The sequence below is a fragment of the Pseudomonas sp. CG7 genome (assembly GCF_023701885.1).
In the GTDB taxonomy this organism is placed as follows: Bacteria; Pseudomonadota; Gammaproteobacteria; order Pseudomonadales; family Pseudomonadaceae; genus Aquipseudomonas; species Aquipseudomonas zanjanensis.
This window is the reverse complement of sequence record NZ_JABAEE010000064.1, coordinates 14,645-39,091: the sequence shown is the minus strand read 5'-3', so window position 1 is coordinate 39,091 and position 24,447 is coordinate 14,645. Positions and strand designations below refer to the sequence as shown.

Here is a 24,447-nt window from a genome sequence, read left to right as displayed (position 1 = left end):
CGCTCTGCTGAAAGGGCAAAGCGAATACCAACCAAAAGCGGCTTGAGGGCTTCCCCTCAACCATAGAATCTCCCACAGTGGATCTTCAGCAGGCACAATATCTGCGTGCATCGGAAGTCCTTCTGTGGGAGCGAGCCAGCTCGCGAAGACGGCAGCGAGCCTAGCCCTCAGTCCGCCTGCACAGTCACCTGACACTGTTCGCCCAAGCCCTCAATACCCAAGCGCATGGTCTGGCCCGGGCGCAGGAATATCGGGTTGGGCTTGATGCCCAGCCCAACACCCGGTGGTGTGCCGGTGGAAATCACATCCCCCGGTTGCAGGCTCATGCAGCGGCTCAGGTAGGCGATCAGTTGCGGCACGCTGAAGATCAGCGTCCGGGTATTGCCGTTTTGATAGCGATGCCCGTCGACTTCCAGCCACAGATCCAGCGTATGGGGGTCGGCGATTTCGTCCCGGGTCACCAGCCAGGGTCCTAGAGGGCGGAAGGTGTCGAAGCCCTTGCCCTTGTCCCAGGTGCCGCCGCGCTCCAGTTGCCACTCGCGCTCGGACACGTCATTGATGACGCAATAACCGGCGACATGCTCCATGGCTTTGGCTTCGTCGATGTAGCGCCCGCCCTTGCCAATGACCACGCCCAGCTCGACTTCGCAATCGGTCTTGAGCGAGCCACGGGGAATCTGGACGTCGTCGGTCGGCCCGCAAATGGCACTGGTCCATTTGTTGAAGATAATCGGCTCTTTCGGCACGTCCATGTTCGACTCGGCGGCATGGTCGGCGTAGTTCAGGCCAATGCAGATGAATTTGCCGACCTGGCCGACACAGGCCCCGATGCGCGGCTGCCCCTCCACGAGCGGCAGGCTGCGGGGGTCGAGGGCGGCGAGTCGCGCCAGGCTTTCCGGGCCCAAGGCCTGCCCGGCGATGTCCGCGACGTGGCCCGACAGGTCGCGGATCTGCTTGTCTTCATCCAACAGTCCGGGTTTTTCCGAACCTTTTTCGCCGTAACGCAACAGTTTCATGAAGTGCTCCTGCTCAAGTGAAAATTCAGAGGCTCATGCCGCCATCGATCACATGCACCGTCCCGGTGGTGTAGGCGGACGCGTCGCTGCCCAGGTACAACGCCAATTGCGCGATTTCCTCGGTGTGGCCAATACGACCCATGGGCTGGCGGTCGAGAAACTGCCGATAGACCTCTGCTTCTTCGACACCTTGTCGCGCAGCCTGGTCGGCGATGCGCTGGCGTAGCGAAGGCGAGTCCACCGTGCCGGGGCAGATGGCGTTGCAGCGAATGCCCTGGCCGACAAAGTCGATGGCGACGGATTTGGTCAGCCCCACCACCGCCGCCTTGCTGGCAGCATAGGCGAAACGATTGGGCACGCCCTTGATGCTGGACGCGACCGACGACATGTTGATGATCGAGCCGCCGCCACGGGCCAACATGCCCGGCAGGAACGCGCGGATCATGCGGTACATGGCCGTGACATTGAGGTCCATCGAACGTGCCCAGGACGCTTCATCGCATTCCAGGATGTTGCCGCTGTGCACATAACCGGCGCAGTTGAACAGCACGTCCAGCCCGCCGATGTGGTCGCGAGCAGCGTCGATGGCATCGGCCGAGGTGACATCGAGGATCATCGGCGTGATGCCTTCGATACCCGCCAATGCGCCAATATCAATGTCGCTGGCGAACACTTCGGCGCCCGCCTGGACGAAGGCAATGGCGCTGGCCAAGCCGATGCCTTGCCCGGCCGCCGTCACCAGGACTCGCTTGTTTTGCAGATTCATGCGGTCTCCAGTTGCGCTGCCGTGGGCGCGGTCTTGGGCGTCCTGCCGAGCATCGAGGCAGGGATCGCGAGGATCAATCCACCGCTGACCAACAGACACAAGGCCAACACGTAAGTACCGTTATTGATATTACCCGTCAGCGTTTCCGCCACGGCGGTGATCATCGAACCGGTGAAGCCCGACAGGTTGCCGATGGCGTTGATCATGCCAATGCCGGCCGCGGCGGCAACGCCCGACAGCACGGTGCCCGGCAGCGTCCAGAAAATCGGCATCAGGCTGAGGATCCCCGAGGCGGAGACACTGAGGAACAGGACCGACAGCACCAGGTTATCGGCGAAAAACGCGCTGAGGATCAGCCCGACACCGCCAATGAAGGCCGGGATCGCCGCATGCAGGCGCCGCTCGCCGGTACGGTTGGAATGACGGGCGTTGAGCAGCATCGCCACCACCGCCACCGAGTAAGGAATGGCAGTGAGCAAACCGATATGCAGGCTATTGGTGATGCCGGTGCTCTTGATGATCGACGGCATCCAGAACGCCAGGCCATAGAAACCGGTGTTGAAGGGCAGCAGGATCAACACCAGCAACCACACCCGAGGGTTGAAAAACACTTCGCTCAAGCGCGTGGCCTTGCCCTGGTTGTCGGTTTGCAGATTGGCCTTGAGCAAGGCTTTTTCCGCGACGGAGAGCCATTTGGCCTTGTCTATGTTGTCGGCCAGGCAGACGATCACCACGAACGCCATGATGATCGACGGAATGCCTTCGATGATCAGCATCCATTGCCAACCGGACATCCCGTGGACGCCCTGCATGCTGTTCATCAGCCAGCCGGAGAGGATGCCGCCCAGGGTCAGGCTGACCGGCAGCGCCAGCAGGAACCCGGACATCACCCGGCTCTGCCGGTGGGTCGGGAACCAGTAGTTGAGGTAGAGGATCACGCCAGGGAAAAAGCCCGCTTCGCAGATCCCCAGCAGGAAACGCAGCACGTAGAACATCGTGCTCGATTCGAGATGGAAAAACGCCGCCAGCGGCACGGTGTAGGCCACGGCCATGGAGATCACCGCCCAGCTGAGCATGATCCGGGCGATCCAGAACCGCGCGCCAAAGCGATGCAGCAACAGGTTGCTGGGGACTTCGAAGAGGAAATAGCCCCAGAAAAACATACTGGCGCCCAAGGCATACACGGTGTTGCTGAATTGCAGCTCGTTGAGCATGTCGAGCTTGGCGAACCCGATGTTCACCCGATCGAGGTACGCCGCCATGTAGCACAGGAGCAGGACGGGAAGGATGCGCCAGATGACCTTGCGGTAGGTCCGTTCTTCGAAGTCGAGCTCGCCAGCTTGCGCCTGGGCGGGCAACTGCTCGGAGATGGTTTGCATAAGTAACCCCTGATTGTTTTTATTGGGTCACGTCGAATGAGCGAGTCATCCGGCGATTGAACGAGGACTCTACTGTCGGGGATCGATTCTTTCCCAATGGCATTTTTGGATTAGTTGATAACGGATTGTTATCAGTATTAAGGATTGGCACAGGATCGATGTGGACAGGCCCGCCGCCATCGCGAGCAAGCTCGCTCCCACAGGGGTGCGGCAGTGCCGCGGATTCGCTAGTGAACACAAAACAACTGTGGGAGCGAGCTTGCTCGCGATAGCGGTGGCACAGTCAACCACTCTGGCGGGCGTTGTCCTTGAGGATCTCGGCGAACTCCAGCGCCGCGCCCACCAATGGCTCATCCTTTCGCGTCAGGATCCCGTAATCCTGCGGCACCAGGTGCAGCGGCGTATCGAGGGTCTTGAGCTGGCCGCTTTCGAGCAGCGGATCGACCATGGCATTGGGCAGCATGCCGATCATGGGGCCGCGTTGCAGGACCTGGAGGAAGGTCTGCATGGAAATGGTGTCGATGGTGTTGCGCGGCATCCCCACCCCGGCTTCGGCGAAGGCCAGTTCCATGCGGGCGCGGATCGGCGTGCCGCCCGGGTAGAGAATCCACGGCTGGCCCACCAGTTGCTGCAAGGAGGTCGGCCCGGCGTTCGCCAGGGGGTGGCGGTCGTTGACCACGATGCAGAACGGCTCCGGGGCCAGGGGCTGGAAATCGTAGCGCTGTTGCTGGCTTTGCTCGGTAAACCGCGCCACGGCCAGGTCAAGTTTCTTTTCTTCAAGCATCTTCATCAGATGGTTGCTGGTCTGCTCCACCCCCTCGATGGACAGCAAGGGCCAGCGTTGCTTGATCTGCAGGATCGCCTCGGGCAAGGCCACCGCCGTCGCGGCAAAGATACCGCCGACCTTGAGGTAGCCATGGCCGCCTTCGCGCAGGCTGCTGATTTGCTCGACGAACGAACGGGCGTCGTTCAAGGCGATCTGCGCGTAACGCAGCACATGTTCGCCCAGTGCGGTGGGCGGCATGCTCCGGGGTCGGCGTTCGAACAGGGCAAAGCCGAGCAGGCTTTCGATTTCCTTGAGCATCTTGCTCACGGCCGGCTGGCTGAGGTTCATCTGCTCGGCCGCCAGATGCATGTTGCAGGTGCGCCCCAAGGTATCGATCAGCAGCAGATGGCGAAATTTGAGCCAGCCGCAGAAGCTGGAGAAAGACAGGTCGGACATGGACAATCCTCGACGATGCAATAACCGGACGTTATCAGATACTGAATATATCTCATTGGAGTTCATCAACAGCGCGCCCTAGCTTGAACGCTTTACTCACCAGGAAGACTGCCCATGTCGCTGATGCTGACTCCCGAGAACACCCTGCCCGTCGATGGCGTTGCCGGCACCCTGATTGGTCGTGCCTGGGTACCTGGCCGTATCGCTGGGCCTTCACCCGTGGTTCTGCGCAGCGACGGGGTGTTCGATCTGTCGGAGCGTTTTGCGACATTGAGCGACTTGCTGGAAACAGAATCCCCCCTGGCCGCTGTCAGGCAAACGCCCGGTACCTTCATCGCCAGCGTCGAAGCGTTGCTGGCCAATACCGGCATTGATGCCGACCCGACCAAGCCGTTCCTCTTGCCGCCCCTGGACTTGCAAGTGATCAAGGCCGCCGGCGTGACCTTCGCCGCCAGCATGATCGAGCGGGTGAGCGAGGAACAAGCCGGCGGTGACGCGGCAAAGGCCGAGGCTGTACGCGCCACCGTGCACAGCGTGATCGGCGACAACCTGCGGGCCATCGTGCCGGGGTCCGAGCAAGCCATGCGCCTGAAAGCCTTGCTCATTGAACAGGGCATGTGGTCGCAGTACCTGGAAGTCGGCATCGGCCCGGATGCGGAAATCTTCACCAAGGCACCGGTCCTGGCCGCCGTGGGCAGCGGCAGCCGCATCGGCATTCATCCGATCTCGCAATGGAACAACCCGGAACCGGAAGTGGTGCTGGCGGTGAACAGCCATGGCCAGATCCACGGCGCCACCCTGGGCAACGATGTCAACCTGCGGGACATCGAAGGCCGCAGTGCGCTGTTGCTGAGCAAGGCCAAGGACAACAACGCGTCTTGCGCCATCGGCCCGTTCATTCGCCTGTTCGACGAACACTTCAGCCTCGATGACGTTCGCGCCTGCGTGGTTGATCTCAAGGTACAAGGCGAAGATGGCTACCGCCTGCACGGTTCGAGTTCCATGAGTCAGATCAGCCGTGACCCGCAGGACCTGGCGGGCCAGACACTCAACGCCAACCACCAATATCCGGACGGGTTTGTGCTGTTTCTCGGTACCCTGTTCGCCCCCACCGAAGACCGCGACCATCCCGGCAGCGGTTTCACCCACAAGCGCGGGGACGTGGTCAGCATCAGCAGCCCGTTGCTTGGCAGCCTGCATAACCAGGGCACCCACAGCTGCGACGCCGCCCCCTGGACCTTTGGTGTCGGTGCCCTGATCCGAAACCTCGCCGCCCGAGGACTGCTGGGCCGCTGACGCCACCACCGTGACCGATTCATCCAATTACAAGAGAGACATGAATCATGAGTGACACGCCTAAACGCCGCCTGCGCAGCGAGCAATGGTTCAATGACCCGGCCCACGCGGACATGACCGCGCTGTATGTCGAACGCTACATGAACTACGGCATGACCCGCGAAGAGCTGCAATCGGGACGCCCGATCATCGGCATCGCCCAGACCGGCAGCGACCTGACGCCCTGCAACCGTCATCACCTGGAACTGGCCCAACGGGTCAAGGCCGGCATCCGCGATGCCGGCGGCATCCCCATGGAATTCCCGGTGCACCCGATCGCCGAACAGTCGCGCCGGCCCACGGCGGCGCTGGACCGCAACCTGGCCTACCTGGGGCTGGTGGAAATCCTTCACGGCTACCCATTGGATGGCGTGGTGCTCACCACCGGTTGCGACAAGACCACGCCCGCCTGCCTGATGGCGGCGGCGACCACCGACCTGCCCGCCATTGTCCTGTCCGGCGGGCCGATGCTCGACGGCCATCACAAGGGCGAACTGATCGGCTCCGGCACGGTGCTCTGGCATGCGCGCAACCTGATGGCCGCCGGCGAGATCGACTACGAAGGCTTCATGGAAATGACCACCGCGGCCTCGCCCTCGGTGGGTCACTGCAACACCATGGGCACCGCCTTGTCGATGAACGCCCTGGCCGAAGCCCTGGGCATGTCGCTGCCCGGTTGCGCGAGCATCCCGGCGCCCTATCGCGAGCGCGGGCAAATGGCCTACGCCACCGGCAAGCGTATCTGCGAATTGGTGCTTCAGGACGTTCGCCCTTCCCAGATCATGACCCGCCAGGCCTTCGAGAACGCCATCGCCGTCGCCTCCGCCCTCGGCGCTTCGAGCAATTGCCCACCGCACTTGATCGCCATCGCCCGGCACATGGGCGTCGAACTGAGCCTGGACGATTGGCAACGAATTGGCGAAGACGTGCCGCTGCTGGTCAACTGCATGCCGGCGGGCAAGTACCTGGGCGAAGGGTTCCATCGGGCCGGCGGCGTGCCCTCGGTCATGCATGAACTGCAAAAAGCCGGACGCCTGCACGAAGACTGCGCCACGGTCAGCGGCAGGACCATCGGCGAAATCGTCAGCGGCAGCCTGACCAGCAACGCCGATGTGATCCATCCCTTCGAGACGCCGCTCAAGCACCGTGCCGGTTTCATCGTGCTCAGCGGCAATTTCTTCGACAGCGCGATCATGAAAATGTCGGTGGTGGGCGAGGCGTTTCGCAAGACCTACCTGTCCGAGCCCGGCGCCGAGAACAGTTTCGAAGCCAGGGCCATCGTCTTCGAAGGACCGGAGGATTACCACGCCCGCATCGACGACCCCGCGCTGGACATCGACGAGCGCTGCATCCTGGTCATTCGCGGCGTTGGCACGGTGGGCTACCCCGGCAGCGCAGAGGTGGTGAACATGGCCCCGCCAGCCGCACTGATCAAGCAAGGCATCGACTCCCTGCCCTGCCTGGGCGACGGTCGCCAGAGCGGCACCTCGGCGAGCCCATCGATCCTCAACATGTCCCCTGAAGCAGCCGTCGGTGGCGGCCTGGCGTTGCTGCAAACCAACGACCGGCTGAAAGTGGACCTGAACACCCGCACGGTGAACCTGCTGATCAACGACGAAGAAATGGCCCGGCGCCGACTCGCGTGGACGCCGAACATCCCGCCTTCGCAAACGCCCTGGCAGGAGTTGTACCGGCAACTGGTGGGGCAACTCTCCACCGGGGGCTGCCTGGAGCCGGCGACGTTGCACCTGCGGGTGATTGCTCGTAGTGGTGAGCCGCGTCATTCGCACTGAGTGCGCGATTGTTCACGCACGTTGAATGCAGATGCCAACCCAGAGGGATTTATTCCACGGACCTAAAGGAGAAAGATGCGCGCCAGGGGCCCTCGCCCCTGCCGAATCTTTCACACCCACGGAGTCGATCCATGCCATTTGCCAACTACAAATTTCCCGAAGGAATCCTGGACCACGCGCGCAAGGAAGAGATCATCCACCGCACCACGGAGATGTTCGTCGAATACTTCGGCGAGGGGGTGCGTCCGTTCACCATGGTCCTGGTGGAAGAAGTGTCGGACGGTGGTTGGGGGCGCGCCGATGAAACGCTGACGCTGGAAAAGATGGGGCTGCCGGCCAAAGGGCAATAGCGCTGTTCACTTAAGACCTGTTTGAACCCCTGTGGCCAGAGATTGCTCCCTCGCCACAGGGCGGGTGTTTGGCTGGAACAGTCAGTTCTATGAGCCTCAGAAAAACCTGTGGGAGCGAGCTTGCTCGCGATGCAGGCCATATATTCAGTACCTTCATCGACTGTCATACCGCTATCGCGAGCAAGCTCGCTCCCACAATTGGATTTGCGGCGAAACGCAGGGAACAGGTTCATCGTTTTTCTTAAGCGAATAGTTTTTACAGGGTGGCCCTTGGCTTGAGCCACCCCTCGCCCTGCCTCAGAAATCGACCGTGGCCGACAACTGCAAGGTACGTGGAGAGCCTGGCGAGAAGGCACCATACGAGGCGACGCCCGACCAGTATTCACGGTCAAAGACGTTCTGGACCGTGGCCCTGAATGTCGTCGGTCGACCTTCGATCCTGGTGGCGTAGCGAGCGCCCGCGTCAAAGCGCGTCCAGGCATCCAGCTCCTGGGTGTTGGCCTGGTTCACGTATTGGCTGCTGGTGTAGATCGCACCGCTGGTGAGGGTAAAGCCTTCCACCCATGGGGTGTCCCATTCCGCCCACAGGTTGGCTTGGACGTCTGGCACGCCGACCGGTTTATTGCCACGGTTAGCTGCGGTGGCGGAATCCGTCAGTTCGCCGTCGAGCAGTGTCACGCCGCCCATCAGGCGGGTACCGGGGGCCACTTCGCCGAACACACTCAATTCCATACCACGGTTGCGTTGTTCGGCCTGCACCGAGAAGACATTGTTCGCGTCGAGCTCGCCACTGGGCTTCTCGATCTGGAACAGTGCCAGGGTGGTCATGAACGTGCCGTGCTCATACTTGACGCCCATCTCGTGTTGCTTGGAGACATAAGGTGCGAACATTTGCCCGGAATTGGTCGCGTTAGCCGGCGCGGCGTCACCCTTACTCAGGCCCTCGACATAGTTGTAGTAGAGCGATACGTCTTCCCAGGGCTTAACGACGACACCGAACATTGGCGTAGTTTTGCTTTTGTCGTAGGACGGAGTGACAACGGGGGTGTTGTAGTTTTCCGACTTGACGTTTTGCCGGCGCAAACCCAGGGTCAGTTGAACGCGGTCATCCAATGCCGACAACGTGTCACTCAAGGCAAAGCCGGACAACTGCGACTCGGAAACTCGCAGTACTCTGGGCGCATTTATGGCTGGTTTGGGTACGTCCACCGGATGATAAATGTTCGAGGGAATATCTGTCCCTCGGTTGATGCCCCGTGACAGCTCATCCTGATAAGTGCTCGCCATCAGCGTGGTCGTGTGGGTGACAGGGCCGGTGTCGAACACCCCGCGAACCCCCACGTCGGCTGTCGAACGATCCACGTTGAATTTGTAGTACCCCGGCCTGTTGGTGATATCGCCGGCATTATTAATGATTTCTGGCACCTGGTCCGACATCCGCTTGACGTCCGACCGACCGCCACCGGCATGGGCAAACACCGTGACCGCGTCCGTCAGGTCATATTCGCCACCGAGCAAGGCCGACTGCTCCTTGGTGTCCGACCAACCCCACTTCTGCGATGCGTTGGTGCGACCGTTGGGGGCAGACGGAACCTCAACATTGCGCGCGACGGTGAAGGGCCGCGAAGCACCTTCGAAGCTTTCTTTCTGGCTGATGAAGTCGAGGTTCAAGCGCAGGCGCTCGCCGCGATAATCGAAGGCGATGGCGCCGATGTCGAGCTCGCGCTCCTGATCATCGATGGCCGTGTCGCCACCCTGGAGGCTGCCGTTGAAGCGCACGCCGAACTGGTTTTCCGAGCCGAATCGGCGGCTGACGTCCAGGTGCCCACCCACGTAGGAATCAGACGCATAGCTGCCGGTAAAGCGCGTCAGGTCTTCGTCCAGCGGCCGCTTGGGGACGATATTGATCACCCCGCCCACGCCGCTGTTGGGCGACATGCCGTACATCAGCGCACCCGGTCCCTTGAGCACTTCGATCCGTTCGGCATAGTCGGTGAACACCCGGTAGTTGGGCGCCACACCGTAGACACCGTCGTAGGCCAGTTCGCCAAGGTTGCCCTCGCCGATGGGAAAACCACGGATGAAAAACGATTCGACGATACCGCCCACCTGGCCCGTCGAGCGCCCCGAAGGGTCGCGTTGCAAGGCATCGGCCGCGGGCACGGTTTGCAGGTCGGCCAGGGTCTTGGCGGTGTAGCTGGTCACGCTGAATGGCGTGTCCATCACGTCCTTGTTGCCCATCATCCCCAGGCGCGCACCACGCGCCACTTGACCACCGGCCAGCTCGGCCGGCAGGGCGCTCGGGTTGTCGTGGGTGCCGGTGATGTTGGTGGCGTCAAGGGTCAAGCCTGGGCCGCTGTCGACCGCAGGGACGTCCGAGGCTTGCTCGGCGGCGGGCTTTTGCCCGGGGGTTGCCGCCCAGGCGGTGGCGCTTCCTGCGACCAGCATGAAACTCAGGGTGGCGGTACGAATCGCGAGGGATAACGCAGACTCACCACAAGGTCGACGTGCAACAGACATGGCTTAAGGATCCTTTCCGACGAGAGAAAATGGTAATCACTCCTATTGCCAGTCGACCTGCGGAAAAGTATCACCCCCCGGCGGTTATTTTTTTCAGCCGGCCCCCGAACGCTCGGGCACACAGCCGCTGTTGCGCTATCGACGCCTTGCAACCTTTCGTGCAGCCGGGCATCTTGCCGACCGAGTCATCGCCCGCAGCACACCCACCCGCTTGCCAGCGATTAACCACCGAGGTCGAGTCATGTCCCACGCAGGTGCCCTCCAGGGTTCGAACGTCAGAGTCCTGGTTTCCCTTCTGTTCGCGATCCAGCTCATTTCCATGGGCGCGATGGAAATGAGCGGGCCGTTCTGGCCGGTGCACCTGCGCGGGCTGACGTCATCGGAGTCGGTTTTCAGCTTCGCCAGCATCGCCGTGTATGTCGGGCCGATGCTGGGCATTATCCTGACCAGCGCGTTCTGGGGCCGTATCGGCGATCGCTACGGCCATAAGCTGATGATGATCCGCGCCCTGGCGGGCTTGTCGCTGACCCAGCTCGGGCTGGCGCTGAGCAGTGACATCTGGGTCATCCTGATCCTGCGTTTCCTGCAAGGCGCCTTTGCCGGTTACATCGCCCCGGCGCAGGCCTACGGCGTCAGCATCGAAGCCCCGTCACGTCGAGCGCGGCTGTTCGCGATCCTGCAAATATCCACCAACGTCGGCTCATTGCTCGGCGCGGTGGTCGGGGGGCTGATCCTCGACTACGCCACGTTCTTCTGGATCAACATCATCGCCTCGGCCTTGTGCGCGGTGTGCACGGTGGTCGCCGCAATGACCTTGCCGGACGTGCCACCGGTGACGAAATCCGCGACCGGCCAACCCCCGGCGGCGACCCGTCGTACCGACAGCGTCAGGCAAGGCACACCGTTACTGTCGTTGCTGTGCGTCATGGGCATCCTGCTGTTGGCGCGGATGCTGCCGCAGACGTCCTTCTCCTTGTACGTAAGCTCGGTATTCGACGTCAGCCACTCGGTGGTCGGCCTCTGCTACGGCTTGCTGGCGCTGGGTTTCATCCTCTCGGCCACGGCCTGGTCGCGCTATTTCGAGCACCGTACCCAGCAGGACACCTTGCACCGCATTCTCTACGTCGTGCTCGGTTGCATCGCCCTGACCGCCCTGGCAGGGACTACGCGCAACGCCATCGTTTTTGTCGTCGCCTACTTCATCTGGGGGGTGCTGCTGGGCGCCACCACGCCGGTGCTGATGGCGCTGATCTCGAAATCCGCCGCCAGCTCGCGACAAGGCCAGGTGCTGGGCATTGCCCAGGGCACCGCCCAATTCGCGTCGATCGCGGGCATTTCCGCCGGTGGGTTGCTCAGCCAGGTCTACGGCTTGCAGTACACCTACCTGTTCGTTTGCCTGGCTTATGGGTTGGCACTGATTCCCGTCGTCGCGTTGCGATACTGGCCGATAAACCCGTCGCCTACCTGAAACAGGGTTGTCGAATGCCGCTTGCGTCCCGGACAAGTTGTCCTTTAGCATTGGGAATACTTCTCAATTGCAAAAAAACGCAGCCATGAGCGAAACCCTGCCCGCGAACAACGACCATCATCTGCGCGTGATCGAAGCGCTGTACGCCGGCCATCATGGCTGGCTGTACGCCACGTTGAAGAAGAAACTGGGCAACGCCATGGATGCAGCAGACTTGGCCCAAGACACCTTCACGCGCATTCTCGCCTCCCAAGTCACCGTCATTGACCAGCCCCGGGCCTACCTGAGCTGCGTGGCCAAGGGCATTCTCGTCAACTGGTATCAGCGCAAGGCCCTGGAACGCGCCTACCTGGAAGCGCTCGCGCATTTGCCGGCCCAGGAAGTACCGTCTCCTGAATTGCGCTTCCTGGTGCTGGAAACCCTGCACGAAATCGACGCCATGCTCGACACGCTGCCGGCGCCGGTCAAACGGGCCTTCCTGCTGTCGCAGATCGGCGGCCTGAAATACGACGACATCGCCCAACAGCTGGACGTCTCGCTGATCACGGTCAAGCGCTACATGACGCAGGCGTTCGTGCAGTGCCTGATGCTGGTGGAATGAATGCTCACCCGACGTCATGAGCCGCCGCTCGATCCCAAGGTCCTCGAAGAAGCCGCTGAGTGGCTGATGCGCTTGAGTGAGCGCGACCTCAGCGACAGCGAGCGCGCCGAGTGGGAATGCTGGAGAGCCAGCAGCCCCGAGCGCGGCCGGGCCTGGTCCCGTGCGCAAGTGCTGCAAGGCAAGCTCGGCGGTTTGCCACGCTCGCTGGCGATGTCGGCGCTGGATCGCCCGAGCAACCCCGAACGGCGCACGGCCCTTGGCAAACTGGCGTTGCTGCTGGCCGTGGTGCCTGCCGGTTGGGGCAGTTGGAAACTGGCGCAATCGCAGCAATGGGCCGCCGACTATCGCACCGCCGTGGGCGAGCGTCGCGAGCTGACCCTGGCCGACGGTTCCCACATCACCCTCAATACCGACACGGCCATCGACGTGCTGTTCGACACCCGGCAGCGGCTCATCCAGGTGCGCGAAGGGGAAATCCTGGTGCAGACCGCGCCGGATGCTTCACCCCAGGCGCGGCCGTTCCTGGTCAGTACCCGTGAGGGGCGGATGCAGGCCCTGGGCACGCGGTTCACCGTGCGCCAATTGCCATCGACCACCCATCTGGCGGTACTCGAAGGCGCTGTGCGGATTGAATTGGCCGATGCTCGCCAGGCCGCGCCGCTCGTTGTCAACGCCGGGCAGCGCACTGACTTCTCGGCACAGGCCTTCGGCCCGTTGAGGCCGGCAGACCGCAACGTCGGCGCCTGGAACCAAGGCATGCTGATGGCCGACAAGATGCGCCTGGCGGACTTCGTCGCCGAGCTGGCCCGCTATCGCCGGGGCTTCGTGCGTTGCGACCCGGCCATTGCCGAACTGCGAGTTTCCGGCGCCTTTCCCATCAGCGATACCCAGCGCACGCTCAATATGCTGGCGCAAACCTACCCGATCCTGGTCAGCGGCCATTTGAGCGGTTATTGGGTGACGCTCTCCCCCGCCTGACCCCGCAAAAAAAATTGCTGCCCTTGGTGATACTTTTTTCGATCTCAACTGGCAAAGAAAGGAATAACCATTTCATCTCGTCCATAGGGTCATCCATCCATGCTCGTTGCACGGCCCCTGCATTCGGATCGTCCGTCCAAGCTCGTCATGCGCAGTGTGCTGTTGAGCCTTGCCTTGGGCACGGTCACCGGGTCGTTCGCCTTGGCCGCCGTGCCCGCGCAACTGGAAGCCATCGCCCCGCGGGCCTATGACATCGCCCCCGGGCCGCTCGGCGCCGCCCTGTCGAGCTTTGCGATCACCGCTGGCATTGCCTTGTCGTTCCAGCCGTCGATCACCGAGGGGCTGCTCAGTCCGGGACTGTCCGGCACTTATCCGGCAGCGCAAGCGCTCACACGCCTGCTGGGTGACAGCGGTGTGGAGATGATTGCCCGCGACGATGGCAGCTACACCCTGGTGCTGCGCCAAGTGTCCCTGCCGGAGATCAACGTCGGTGCCGCCGGCAGACCCAGTACCGACTTGCCACCCACCGACGCCAGCGGCCAGGTCGCCCGCGGAGCACGCCTCGGCCTGCTGGGCAACGCCGATGTGATGGATGCGCCGTTCAGCGTCAGCAGCTACACCTCGACGATGATCAACGATCAACAGGCGGTCACCGTGGGCGATTTGCTGGAGCGTGATGCTTCGGTGCGCGCCACTGGCCAGGCGGGCGGCATTGTCGACTCGTTCTTCATCCGCGGTTTTCCGCTGGGGGAAGGCAATCTCGGTGAGTTGGCGTTCGACGGTGTGTATGGCGTGGCGTCCAACTACCGGGTGTTCACCGATTACGCCGAGCGTATCGAACTGGTCAAGGGCCCCGCCGCCCTGCTGTATGGCATGTCACCCAACAGCGCCGTGGGCGGCGTGATCAACGTGGTCCCCAAGCGCGCCCTCGATGAGGACCTGACCCGATTCACCAGCCGCTACGCCACGGATTCGCAACTGGGCGGCCACCTCGACGTCAGCCGGCGTTTTGGTGAAGAGCGCCGGTTCGGGATCAGGTTCAACGGCAGCCTGCAGCAGGGCGACACGGCCATCGACAAGCAGTCCCGAGAGGTCGGTACCGGCGCCATCTCCCTGGATTACCAAGGGGATCGCCTGCGCACGAGCCTGGACCTGATCAATCAAAAGGAAGCCTTCGACGCCGCATCGCGGCCCTTCAGGATCGTCCCCGGCGTGCAGATTCCCTCGGCCGCCAACGGCCGGACCAGTGTCAGCCAGGATTGGGGCCGCTCCCAAGCCCGGGACAAGTCGGCGTTGCTGAGTGGCGAATATGACCTCAGCGACCAACTGACGCTGTTTGCCCACGCCGGTGGCGGAAAATCCGAGGTCGAGCGCATATCCGACCAAACCCCGACCATCCTCAACGCGGCCGGCGACACGTCATCAGATCCCGGCTATTACCAATTCAAGGTCCGGCGCTACACCGTCGACGCCGGCGCACGCCTGGGCTTCGCCACCGGGCCGGGCAGTCACCGCGCGGTGCTGCAAGTCAGCCGTTATCGCGACGAGTTGTCCCGGGGCATTATTTCCGGCCCCGCCATCCTCTCGAACATCTATCACCCGATCGACCGGCCCCGGCCCAACCTCGCCGAACCCAACACCCCGAAAGTCTCCGAGAGCCAATTGTCCGGCGTCGCCCTGGCCGACACCCTGTCGGTGCTCGATGAACGCCTGCAAGTCACCCTCGGGCTGCGCAGGCAGAACGTCCAGTCGGAAAACTTCAGCACCACCGTTGCCATCCCGTCCTACGACAAAAGCAAAACCACGCCGCTGCTCGGTATCGTTGCCAAGCCCTGGGAGCATGTCGCGCTGTACTACAACTACATCGAAGGCCTGAGCAAGGGCGACATTGCGCCGTCCGCTGCAACCAACGCGGATGAGGTTTTCTCACCCTACATCTCCCGCCAGCAGGAGATCGGTATCTAGCTCGACTACGACCGTTTCATGGCCACGCTGGCGCTGTTCCAGATCAAGAACCCCAGCGGTGAATTGTCGAACAGGGTGTTTTCGGGCCAGGCCCAGCAACGCAACCGTGGCGTGGAACTGAACCTGTCCGGCGAGGTGGCCCGGGGCACGCGCCTGCTCGGTGGCGTGACGCTGCTCGATGGGGAGCTGACCCGCACTGTCGTGGCCGCCAACCGCGGCAACACCCCGGTGGGCGTGCCCAAGGTCCAGGCCAACCTCTGGGCCGAATGGGACACCCCGGGCATCGACGGGCTGACGTTGACCAGCGGCGCGATCTACACCGCCAGCCAGTACGTCGACCAGGCCAACACCCAGGCACTGGATGCCTGGACCCGCTTCGATGTCGGCGCCCGCTATGCCACGCGCATCGCCGAGCGGCCCACGACTTTTCGCGCCACGGTGCAGAACGTGTTTGATCGCGCCTACTGGTCGGGGGTTGCCTCCTATGGTGCGTTTTCCCAAGGCGCACCGCGCACGCTGCTGTTGTCCGCCACCGTTGATTTCTGAAACCCGCAGGCCGGGACGGCGGTTTGCGCCGTTGTCCCGGTCGGCTTCCGTAAAGGCCTGCACCATGGTTACCGTTTTGCGTCATCACACGCTCGCCATCCTGCTGTTCGCCGGGTGGCTCGGCTTGTCGTTGTTTTCCCTGGCGCCACGCAACGCTGTCGCCGCCGAGACGGATCCGGCCCTGGGCAGCGTGACCGATCTGCTCGGGCGCCAGGTCAAGGTGCACCTCCCGGTCCGGCGGGTGATCCTCGGCGAAGGTCGCCAGTTGTACCTGGTGGCGGCGCTGGACACGCAAAACCCCATCGAACGCATCGTCGGTTGGCGCAAGGACCTGATCCAGTCCGATCCGGACACCTACGGCGCCTACCTGCGCAAATATCCCGACATCGCCAAGATCCCGACCTTCGGTGGCTTCGAGGACGGCACCTTCGACATCGAGCAGGCGATTTCCCAGCGTCCGGATGTGATCATCCTCAATATCGAAGCCCAGCACGCCACCGAGGACGCGCGCTATATCGAAAAGCTCGACGCCTTGGGCATCCCGGTGGTCTATGTCGACTTTCGCAACAACCCGATGCAGAACACCGAGCCGACCATGCGCCTGTTCGGCCAATTGTTCGGCAAGCAAGCCCGGGCCGAGGCGTTCATCGACTTTCGCAACCAGCAGATTCGACGCGTCACCGACGTCATCGAGGCGCGCCACCCTGCCCGGCCAAAGGTCTTCATCGAGCGCATCGGCGGCTACACCGATGATTGCTGCCTGAGCTTCGGCAACGAGAACTTCGGCCTGTTCGTCGAAATGGCCGGTGGCGACAACATTGCCAAAGGCATCATCCCCACCACGTTCGGCCAGTTGAACGCCGAGCAAGTGGTGGTCGCCAACCCGGCGCAGGTGGTGGTCACCAGTGCCAACTGGGAAGCCTTTGCCCCTGGTGGCCATTGGGTCGGCGTCGGCCCGGGGGCGGACCTGGCCCAAGCCAGGCAAAAACTGGCGTGGTACACCCAGCGGCCGGCCTATGCCGGCATCAAGGCTCAGGACGACCAGGCGTTCCACGCCATCTGGCACCAGTTCTACAACAGCCCCTATCAGTTCGTCGCCATCCAGCAATTGGCCAAATGGTTTCACCCCACGTTGTTTGCCGACCTGGACCCGGACGCCTCGTTCCGCCAATTGCACGAGCAGTTCCTGCCGGTCCCTTATGAACCGGGCTACGCCGTCAGCCTGCGCCAGGCCGAGGACAAGCCATGACCACGCTGAACGAAACCCTGGTGATGCAACGTGACACCTACCGACGCCTGGTGCTGCGCAAGCGGCTTATCCTTGGCGGGCTCGCGCTGCTGCTGATCTGCAGCGTGCTGCTTGACCTGGCCCTCGGGCCGGCGCGCTACAGCCTCGACGAAGTGCTCGGCGCGCTGTTTTCACCGGACAGCGCATCGCCCCAGGTCCGCGTGGTGATGTGGGATATCCGCCTGCCCGTGGCGCTGATGGCCGTTGCGGTCGGTGCGGCGTTGTCCCTGGCCGGCGCGCAGATGCAGACGATCCTCAACAACCCGCTGGCCAGTCCGTTCACCCTGGGCATTTCCGCCGCCGCCAGTTTCGGTGCTGCCATGGGCCTGGCGTTTGGCGTGGCCTTGTTCCCGTTGGCGGCGCAGTACATGGTGCCGCTGAACGCGTTCATCATGGCCATGCTGTCGGCCTTGCTGATCCACTTCCTGAGCCTGCGCCGTGGTGTCACTGCCGAGACCATCGTGCTGCTCGGCATCGCCCTGGTGTTCACCTTCAACGCGCTGCTGGCACTGGTGCAATTCTTTGCCACCGAGCAAGCCGTGGCCGCCGTGGTGTTCTGGACAATGGGCAGCCTGACCAAAGCCACCTGGCCCAAGCTCGGGGGGATCTGCCTGGTGATCCTGGTCACCCTGCCGATTTTCGCCCGGCGTGCCTGGGCCTTGACCGCGCTACGCCTGGGAGACGACAAGGCCGCGAGTTTCGGCATCAACGTGCGCAGCCTGCGCTTTCAAACGCTGATCATGGTCAGCCTGCTCGCCTCGTTCCCGGTGGCCTTTGTCGGCACCATCGGCTTCATCGGCCTGGTCGGACCGCACATCGCACGAATGCTGATCGGTGAAGACCAGCGGTTCTTCCTGCCGGCGTCCCTGCTGACCGGCGCACTGATTCTGTCCGCCAGTTCGGTGATCAGCAAAACCCTGATTCCCGGGGCGATTTTCCCCATCGGCGTGGTGACGTCGCTGATCGGCGTGCCCTTCTTCATATCCTTGATTCTCGGCGGAAAGAAAAACTCATGGTAACGATCCGGCTGGAGAATCTCGGCGCACGCTACGGCCAGCGCACGGTCATTCACGGCGTGACCACGGCAGCCTTTGTCGGCGGCCAGGTGGTGGCGGTGGTCGGCCCCAACGCAGCGGGCAAATCCACTTTGTTCAAGCGCATGGCCGGCTTGATCGACGGCCCCGGGCAAGTGGTTCTGGAAGACTCGAAAAAGGGACCGCAGGGCATCAGCTACATGCCCCAAGGCTTGAACGCCAGCGCCCGGTTGACGGTGTACGAGTCGGTGTTGCTGGCGCGAAAGCAGCTTACGCCGGGCTGGGTCGTCCACGATGATGAACTGAAGTTGGTGGATGACATTCTCGCCGCGCTGGGCATCACCGAACTGTCGTTCCGTAATCTCGGCGAGCTCAGCGGCGGACAGCAGCAACTGGTGTCGATCGCCCAGACCCTGGTGCGCGAACCGGAAATCCTGCTGATGGATGAACCGACCAGCGCCCTGGACATGCACCGGCAAGTCCAGGTGCTGAACTTCATGCGGGCCCTGGCGCGCAAACGCCAGGTCATTGTGTTCATCGCCATCCATGACCTGAACCAGGCGCTGCGCTTTGCCGACCAGGTGCTGGTCATCGCCGACGGCACCGCCCAGGGCAGCGGCCCAAGCGCCGAGGTGATCAGCGAATCGATGCTGCGCAAGGTCTACAAGGTCGAGGCGCGGATCGAGCAATGCAGCCGCGGCGAGCTCCATATCCTGATCGACGACATCGTCTGAGCGCACACCCGGGCCTTGCGTCGAAGGCCCGAGGTTGCAAGAGCTAGGCGACTTTGAAGCGATTGACCAACTGTTGCTGGTGCTCGGCCAGGCGCGCCAGTTCCTGGCTGGTGATGGCCGTCTGCTCGGCGCCGGCACTCACTTGGATCACCAGGTCGTTGATCTCGTTCACGTTGCGATTGATGTCTTCGGACACCGCGCGCTGCTCTTCGGCCGCGGAGGCGATCTGGATGTTACGGTCGCTGATCGTCGCCACCCCCTCGGCGATCTCCACCAGCAACTCCCCCGCGCGCTCGACTTTGCTCGCCCCGTCCTGGGCCTTGTCCAGGGTCTGCTGCATGGACAGCGCCGCACGATCCGAACCGGCCTGCAGGTTGCTGATCATCTGTTGAATGTTGCCCGTGGACTCCTGGGTCTTTTGTGCCAGGGTGCGCACTTCGGAGGCGACCACCGCAAAACCGCGGCCATGGTCACCGGCCCGCGCCGCTTCAATCGCCGCATTGAGCGCCAACAGATTGGTCTGTTCGGCAATGCCGCGAATCACATCGAGCACCGAGGAAATGGCATCGCTTTCCAGCTTGAGATCATCAATGATTTGCGCGGTCTCCTCGGCCTGCCCGGACAATTGGCGGATCAGCCCGATGGTGCTTTCGATTTCCACGCGCCCTTGGGCCGTGCTGAGGTTGACCTGTTGCGACATGTGCGCCGCATCGTTGGTACTTTGCGCCACCTCGCGCACCGTGGCGCTCATCTGATTGATCGCCGTGGCCACCAGCTCGGTGCCTTGGCGCTGTTGCTCGACACTCATGCTGGTCTGGACCGTCACCGTGGAAGACTCTTGCGCGGCGGTGGCCACTTGCGCCGTGGCGTTGCCGATTTCCTGCACGATCTCGCTGATCTCCTGCGCCATGCGATTGAGGTTGCGCGAGATCTGGCCGAACTCATCGCGGCCTTCATAGGTGGCCCTGGCGGTGAGGTCACGCTGTGCCAGGCCGTTCAGGGCCTGGTTCACATCGCGCACCGCCAGATCAATCAGGCGGATGATCACATACGACAACACCGTCACCGCCAGCAGCGCCACGACGACCGCAGCGACGGTCAGCCACAACGCACGACTTGCTTCATCGCGGCCGTGAATCGCCAAGCGGCTGATGCTTTGACCGAGGGCGTCTTCCACCTGGCTCATCATATCGATGCGCTGAGTGGAGAGTTCAAACCAGGCCTCTGGCTTGATGCCCAGCGACTGGCCCAATGGCACTTCGAAAGCCAGGCGCTGCAACTTACCGACTTCGACCGCAGCGGGCTTGAGCATCTGCTCGGTGAACTGTTGAAGCAAGACGGGTTGGGCCTGGCGGCGGAACGCGTCGGAATACGCAGAGAACTCACCAAGATTGCGGCTAAAGCGCGACAACAAGGTCTCATCGAAACGATCCTGGCTGAATACCAGGCCCAGCACGACCCGTTCGCGTCCGGCCCGCTCTTTCATCTCGATAAACTGATTGAGGGCATTGAGCGCATGAACAATGGTGGCGTTGTTGATCGTCGCTTCCAAAGAGTGGGTATAGCCCATGAGCGCTTGAATGATCTCGGTATAACGAACACCGGATTCGGTGCTGCTGATACCCAACTTATCCACTTGCCCACGAATGACGGGCAACTGGTCCAGTGCTTGGAGAACATTGTCCAATTGCGCACTGTCCGACCCAGACAACCCACGCACCACCTTGGCCGAGGCATTGGAATCCTGGCGCGCCTGGGCCATCCGTTCACCCATGGACTTGCCGCCGCTGCCCAGGAAAACCCCGCTGGCGCCGCGCTCGCGCTGCAATACCGTGATCAGTTGACTCAACTTCTGTGCCGTGGCGCTGGCGGCGACCGTGGCGTCCATATCGCGCAGGGTCTTGTAGTTGTCCACGATAAAGACGCCGGCCAAGGACAAGAATCCCAACAGGGGAAGTAGCAGGATCAATAAAAGTTTCAGACGCAGCGGTGCATTCCTGAGCATTTCCGTTCAAGCCTCATTTCATATTGAATTAATGACGCGTGAACTTGTTGTATGAGGGTTGTTATACACGCTGACGTGGGGCGATCTTAACGCAATACCAAATAGCCATCACCCCTGTTATTGCTCCGCTTGGCACTTATAACGGCGATGACGCGGGCATTTCGATTTGCCTTGATCAGGGTCAAGCTTTCGACAAATAAACGGGAAGTATCCGGTAAGGGAAAGTGCTTAACGATAGGCGCGCATTTCATCCCATTGGAGACCCCATGCATTCGGGGATGACAAGATTCAGATTGCCGGGCGCTCCCAATTTCCCTGTGGGAGCAAAGCTTGCTCGCGATAGCAGCGGCCCAGCAGGCATTGATGTTGGATGTGCCGCCGTCATCGCGAGCAGGCTCGCTCCCACATTTTGTCCAGCGTACACATCACCCTGTGGGAGCGAGCTTGCTCGCGAAAGCGGTGGGTCAGCTTGCAGCCATTTTGACTGGGCCGCCGCCTTCGCGCGCAAGCTCGCTCCCACAGGGGTGATACGCGGCCTCAGGCAATCCCGCCGTCAGGCACCGCAAGCGTGCCGGGCTGTGGAGCGCGGCTTGGCCGGAAAGTCTCGGGCATCGCCAGCAACAGGCCGAACGCCAAGGCGGCAATCGCTGCCAGGGTCAGGAATGCAGCGCTGTAGCCAGCCCCCTGCACGACGAAGCCGGCCAGGCTGTTGCTCAACGCGGCGCCCAGCCCGAACACCGTCGACAACACCCCAAGGCTGACGTTGAAACGCCCGGTGCCCTGGGTCAGGTCCTTGACCACCAGGGGAAACAGCGCGCCAAACAGTCCGGCACCGATACCGTCCAGCAACTGCACCGCCACCAACCAGTAGGGGTCGTCCGAAAGCACATCCAGCACACCGCGGATGGGCAGGATCAGGAAGCCGGCCAGCAGCAACGGCTTGCGGCCCCAGGCATCGGCCTTGACCCCCACCAGCCACGCCATGGGCACCATGACCAGCTGCGCCGCAACGATACAGGCCGACGTCAGCGGCGTGGCCAGGTGCACGTTGGCCTGGGCCAGCTTCTGGCTGACCAGCGGGAGCATCGCCGCGTTCGCCAGGTGGAACAGCCCGCAGCACATGGCGAACAACAGCAGCGTGCGGTTATCCAGCAACACCCGCAGCGCCGAGGGTACCGGGCCGTGGCCCACCTGCCCCGCCTCCAGCCCTCGGGCCACGTCATGGTCGATGGCCTCGGCGGACACGCAACTGACCGCCACGATGCTGGCCAATGCCATCGCGGCCATCAGGTAGAACACCGCAATGGGACCGAACAGCCAGGCGAACCCACCCGCCAGCAGCGCTGCGCAGGCATTGCCCGCGTGGTTGAATGTCTCGTTGCGCCCAGTGCGCCGCGTAAAGGCCTTGGCGCCAGTAATGCCCAGGGAGATGGCGGCAATAGCTGGCGCAAAGACCGAGGCCGCCACAGCGCCAAGCGCCTGGGTCAACGCCACCAGGCCGAAGGACGACGTGAACGGCAGCACCAGGCAACCGAGCGTCACCATCAAGGCCGCCACGGCCACCACGGCACGTTTGCTGTGTACCCGGTCGATCAACGCGCCAGCCGGCGCTTGGGCAACGAGCCCGGCCATCGCCGCCACCGTCATGACCACGCCAATGCTGGCCGGGTCCCAGCGATGCACCGCCAACAGGTAGATCGCCAGGTACGGGCCCAAACCATCGCGGACATCCGCGAGGAAAAAATTCAGGCCATCCAGGGAAAGGTTGTTGCGGCGGTCTTGGTTTCGATCCACAGCGGCCTCGACGAGGGCTTTGCCCAAAGATGATTGGCGCCAAGGTGTACGGTCACACGAGACGACGGTTTGCGCCCTGCGTCACCAACGCTGCGTGACGGGGCGCGCAAAGCATCCTACCAAAAGGGTGTACTGTTCACTTAAGAGCGCTGATAAATCCGTGGCGAGGGAGCTTGCTCCCGCTGGGTCGCGAAGCGGCCCCAAAACCTGCCAAACGCGTAACACAGACACACCTCACCCGCCGGCTCACGACCGCTTCGCAGCCGAGCGGGAGCAAGCTCCCTCGCCACAAGTCCGTCGTTGTTTCTTAAATAAACTGCACGCCCTACCAAAGCGCGATGTCGTAGGTGAAGTAGATCCGATTACTGTCACGCCCCCGTGAAAAGTCCGAGCGATAGACGTAGTTTCGCACCTTCACCCCCAGCCCCTTGAACGTGCCCTGCTGCACCACGTACGCGATCTCCGCGTCACGTTCCCACTCTTTGACCGCGGTGTTGGACTTGCCATCGTTACCGCTCAGGTAGCGGGTGGAGAATGTCAGGCCAGGCACACCGAGGCGCGCGAAGTCGTAGCCGTAACCGAGCATCCAGGTCTTCTCATCTTCCTCGATGAACTTGCCGATCCCGACGTTGCTGAAGGAGTACACCGTGGCGCCACTGATGTAAGGCAGGCCCGCCTCGCCGCTGAGGGTCTGGTAACCGGCACTCAACGTATGGCCGACAACGGCGTAGGACAGCGACCCGCTGAGCATGTCGTTGTCGATCTTGCCGCCGTAGGCCGAACCCGAATCGACGCTGTTGAAATAGCGCAGGTCGCTGGTCAGTACCCCGGCACCCAAGGGCAGATCATGCTGGATGCCAGCAAAATTCTGCCGATAGAAATTCTCCAGCTCGCCATAGAAGTAGCTCAGGCGGACGTTCTTACCCAACTTGTAGTCGGCGCCGGCATAGCTGAAGTCACCGGACTCATCGCCGCCGTAGCCATCGGGCACGATGGGCATGCTGTCGCTCGAATCCCGCAGTTTGAAACGCTCCAGACGCCCGCCGGTGAGGGTGAGGTTATCGATGTCACTGCTGCTGACCTGGGTGCCTTGGTAGGTCTGGGGCAACAGCCGCGCATCGTTGTAGATCAGCACTGGGGTCTTGGGCAGCAAGGTGCCGTGCTTGAGCGTGGTCTTCGCGAACCGGGCCTTGGCGGTCATGCCCGCGCTGGCGAACTCGTCGGCGGCGCGACCGTCGTCATGCACCGGTAGCAGGCCGGTGCCGCTGCGGCCGCGCCCGGAGTCGAGCTTGACCCCGAGCAGGCCCAGGGCGTCGACGCCGAAACCGATCGTGCCCGGCGTAAAGCCCGACTGGTAATCCAGCAGGAAACCCTGGGCCCATTCGGTGCGCTCACTCTTGGCCGTCCTCGCCGCCCGTGCGCTCATGCCGTGCTCATCGCGGAAATTTTCGTTGAAATAGACGTTGCGCAATTGCAGCTTGAGCTTGCTGTCGTCGATGAAACCTTCGGCGCTGGCCGAGGCCAGGGGCAACAGGCCAAGGATTGGAAACAAAGCCCCGCGGGTAAGCAAAGTGGTCATGTCGAGCTACTCGTTGTTGTTATTGGCCGTGCAGGCCGGCGCACACCCCCTTGCGGGGCGTGTCAGGCAGGCAG

General features: G+C 62.5%; 17 protein-coding genes and 1 pseudogene. 10 read left to right on the top strand and 8 right to left on the bottom strand.

All coding sequences use genetic code 11. The features are described from left to right. Positions 1–167: 167 nt before the first annotated feature. The 4 genes from HGO40_RS22750 to HGO40_RS22735 all read right to left on the bottom strand — a co-directional run bounded on the left by HGO40_RS22750 (position 168) and on the right by HGO40_RS22735 (position 4,383). Positions 168–1,016 carry an ureidoglycolate lyase gene (locus HGO40_RS22750; RefSeq protein ID WP_250964829.1) on the bottom strand — a complete coding sequence of 283 codons (849 nt, stop codon included), beginning with the start codon at positions 1,014–1,016 and terminating at the stop codon, positions 168–170. 25 nt (positions 1,017–1,041) lie between these two features. Continuing rightward, positions 1,042–1,782: an SDR family oxidoreductase gene (locus HGO40_RS22745; protein WP_250964828.1), complete on the bottom strand. Its 741-nt coding sequence runs from the start codon at positions 1,780–1,782 to the stop codon at positions 1,042–1,044. After that, positions 1,779–3,161: an MFS transporter gene (locus HGO40_RS22740; RefSeq protein ID WP_250964827.1), complete on the bottom strand. Its 1,383-nt coding sequence runs from the start codon at positions 3,159–3,161 to the stop codon at positions 1,779–1,781. The genes HGO40_RS22745 and HGO40_RS22740 overlap by 4 nt, the downstream gene beginning before the upstream one ends. A 283-nt stretch (positions 3,162–3,444) precedes the next feature. Then, entirely contained in the window at positions 3,445–4,383 is a 939-nt protein-coding gene (locus HGO40_RS22735) for a LysR family transcriptional regulator (protein ID WP_250964826.1), read from the bottom strand. Positions 4,384–4,497: 114 nt separating this feature from the next. Between HGO40_RS22735 and HGO40_RS22730 the strand changes: the two genes are divergently transcribed. From HGO40_RS22730 to HGO40_RS22720, 3 genes are all read left to right on the top strand, one after another. Then, entirely contained in the window at positions 4,498–5,679 is a 1,182-nt protein-coding gene (locus tag HGO40_RS22730; protein WP_250964825.1) for a fumarylacetoacetate hydrolase family protein, read from the top strand. A gap of 47 nt (positions 5,680–5,726) precedes the next feature. Continuing rightward, positions 5,727–7,511, top strand: coding sequence for an IlvD/Edd family dehydratase (locus HGO40_RS22725; RefSeq protein ID WP_250964824.1), 1,785 nt, complete (start codon positions 5,727–5,729; stop codon positions 7,509–7,511). 131 nt (positions 7,512–7,642) lie between these two features. Continuing rightward, positions 7,643–7,861 (top strand): tautomerase family protein, encoded by a 219-nt coding sequence (locus tag HGO40_RS22720; RefSeq protein ID WP_250964823.1) that lies wholly within the window; start codon positions 7,643–7,645, stop codon positions 7,859–7,861. Positions 7,862–8,158: 297 nt separating this feature from the next. On the opposite strand, the gene HGO40_RS22715 is transcribed toward HGO40_RS22720, so the two are convergent. Then, positions 8,159–10,381 (bottom strand): TonB-dependent receptor, encoded by a 2,223-nt coding sequence (locus HGO40_RS22715; RefSeq protein ID WP_250964822.1) that lies wholly within the window; start codon positions 10,379–10,381, stop codon positions 8,159–8,161. 241 nt (positions 10,382–10,622) lie between these two features. Between HGO40_RS22715 and HGO40_RS22710 the strand changes: the two genes are divergently transcribed. The 7 genes and pseudogenes from HGO40_RS22710 to HGO40_RS22680 all read left to right on the top strand — a co-directional run bounded on the left by HGO40_RS22710 (position 10,623) and on the right by HGO40_RS22680 (position 18,995). Further along, positions 10,623–11,849 (top strand): MFS transporter, encoded by a 1,227-nt coding sequence (locus tag HGO40_RS22710; RefSeq protein WP_250964821.1) that lies wholly within the window; start codon positions 10,623–10,625, stop codon positions 11,847–11,849. Positions 11,850–11,934: 85 nt separating this feature from the next. After that, a complete protein-coding gene (locus HGO40_RS22705; protein ID WP_250964820.1) occupies positions 11,935–12,450 on the top strand; it encodes a sigma-70 family RNA polymerase sigma factor in 516 nt (171 codons plus the stop codon). Further along, positions 12,451–13,428: a FecR domain-containing protein gene (locus HGO40_RS22700; protein WP_250964819.1), complete on the top strand. Its 978-nt coding sequence runs from the start codon at positions 12,451–12,453 to the stop codon at positions 13,426–13,428. A 99-nt stretch (positions 13,429–13,527) separates the two neighbouring features. Beyond that, positions 13,528–15,939, top strand: a pseudogene (locus tag HGO40_RS22695) (TonB-dependent siderophore receptor). Between the two features lie 64 nt (positions 15,940–16,003). After that, on the top strand, positions 16,004–17,188 hold the full coding sequence (locus tag HGO40_RS22690; protein WP_250964818.1) for an ABC transporter substrate-binding protein: 1,185 nt from the start codon (positions 16,004–16,006) through the stop codon (positions 17,186–17,188). Beyond that, positions 17,185–18,246: a FecCD family ABC transporter permease gene (locus HGO40_RS22685; protein ID WP_250964817.1), complete on the top strand. Its 1,062-nt coding sequence runs from the start codon at positions 17,185–17,187 to the stop codon at positions 18,244–18,246. Before HGO40_RS22690 ends, HGO40_RS22685 begins: the two co-directional genes overlap by 4 nt. Continuing rightward, the gene (locus HGO40_RS22680) at positions 18,240–18,995 is read left to right on the top strand and encodes an ABC transporter ATP-binding protein (RefSeq protein WP_250964816.1); all 756 of its coding nucleotides are present in this window, start codon (positions 18,240–18,242) and stop codon (positions 18,993–18,995) included. Before HGO40_RS22685 ends, HGO40_RS22680 begins: the two co-directional genes overlap by 7 nt. A gap of 43 nt (positions 18,996–19,038) precedes the next feature. Here HGO40_RS22680 and HGO40_RS22675 read toward each other — a convergent pair whose 3' ends face one another. The 3 genes from HGO40_RS22675 to HGO40_RS22665 form a co-directional block, all read right to left on the bottom strand. Then, positions 19,039–21,000 (bottom strand): methyl-accepting chemotaxis protein, encoded by a 1,962-nt coding sequence (locus HGO40_RS22675; RefSeq protein ID WP_250964815.1) that lies wholly within the window; start codon positions 20,998–21,000, stop codon positions 19,039–19,041. A 537-nt stretch (positions 21,001–21,537) separates the two neighbouring features. Beyond that, complete coding sequence (locus tag HGO40_RS22670; RefSeq protein WP_250964814.1) at positions 21,538–22,794, bottom strand: MFS transporter; 1,257 nt, start codon at positions 22,792–22,794, stop codon at positions 21,538–21,540. A gap of 325 nt (positions 22,795–23,119) precedes the next feature. Then, positions 23,120–24,373 carry an OprD family porin gene (locus HGO40_RS22665; protein WP_250964813.1) on the bottom strand — a complete coding sequence of 418 codons (1,254 nt, stop codon included), beginning with the start codon at positions 24,371–24,373 and terminating at the stop codon, positions 23,120–23,122. Positions 24,374–24,447: the final 74 nt, after the last annotated feature.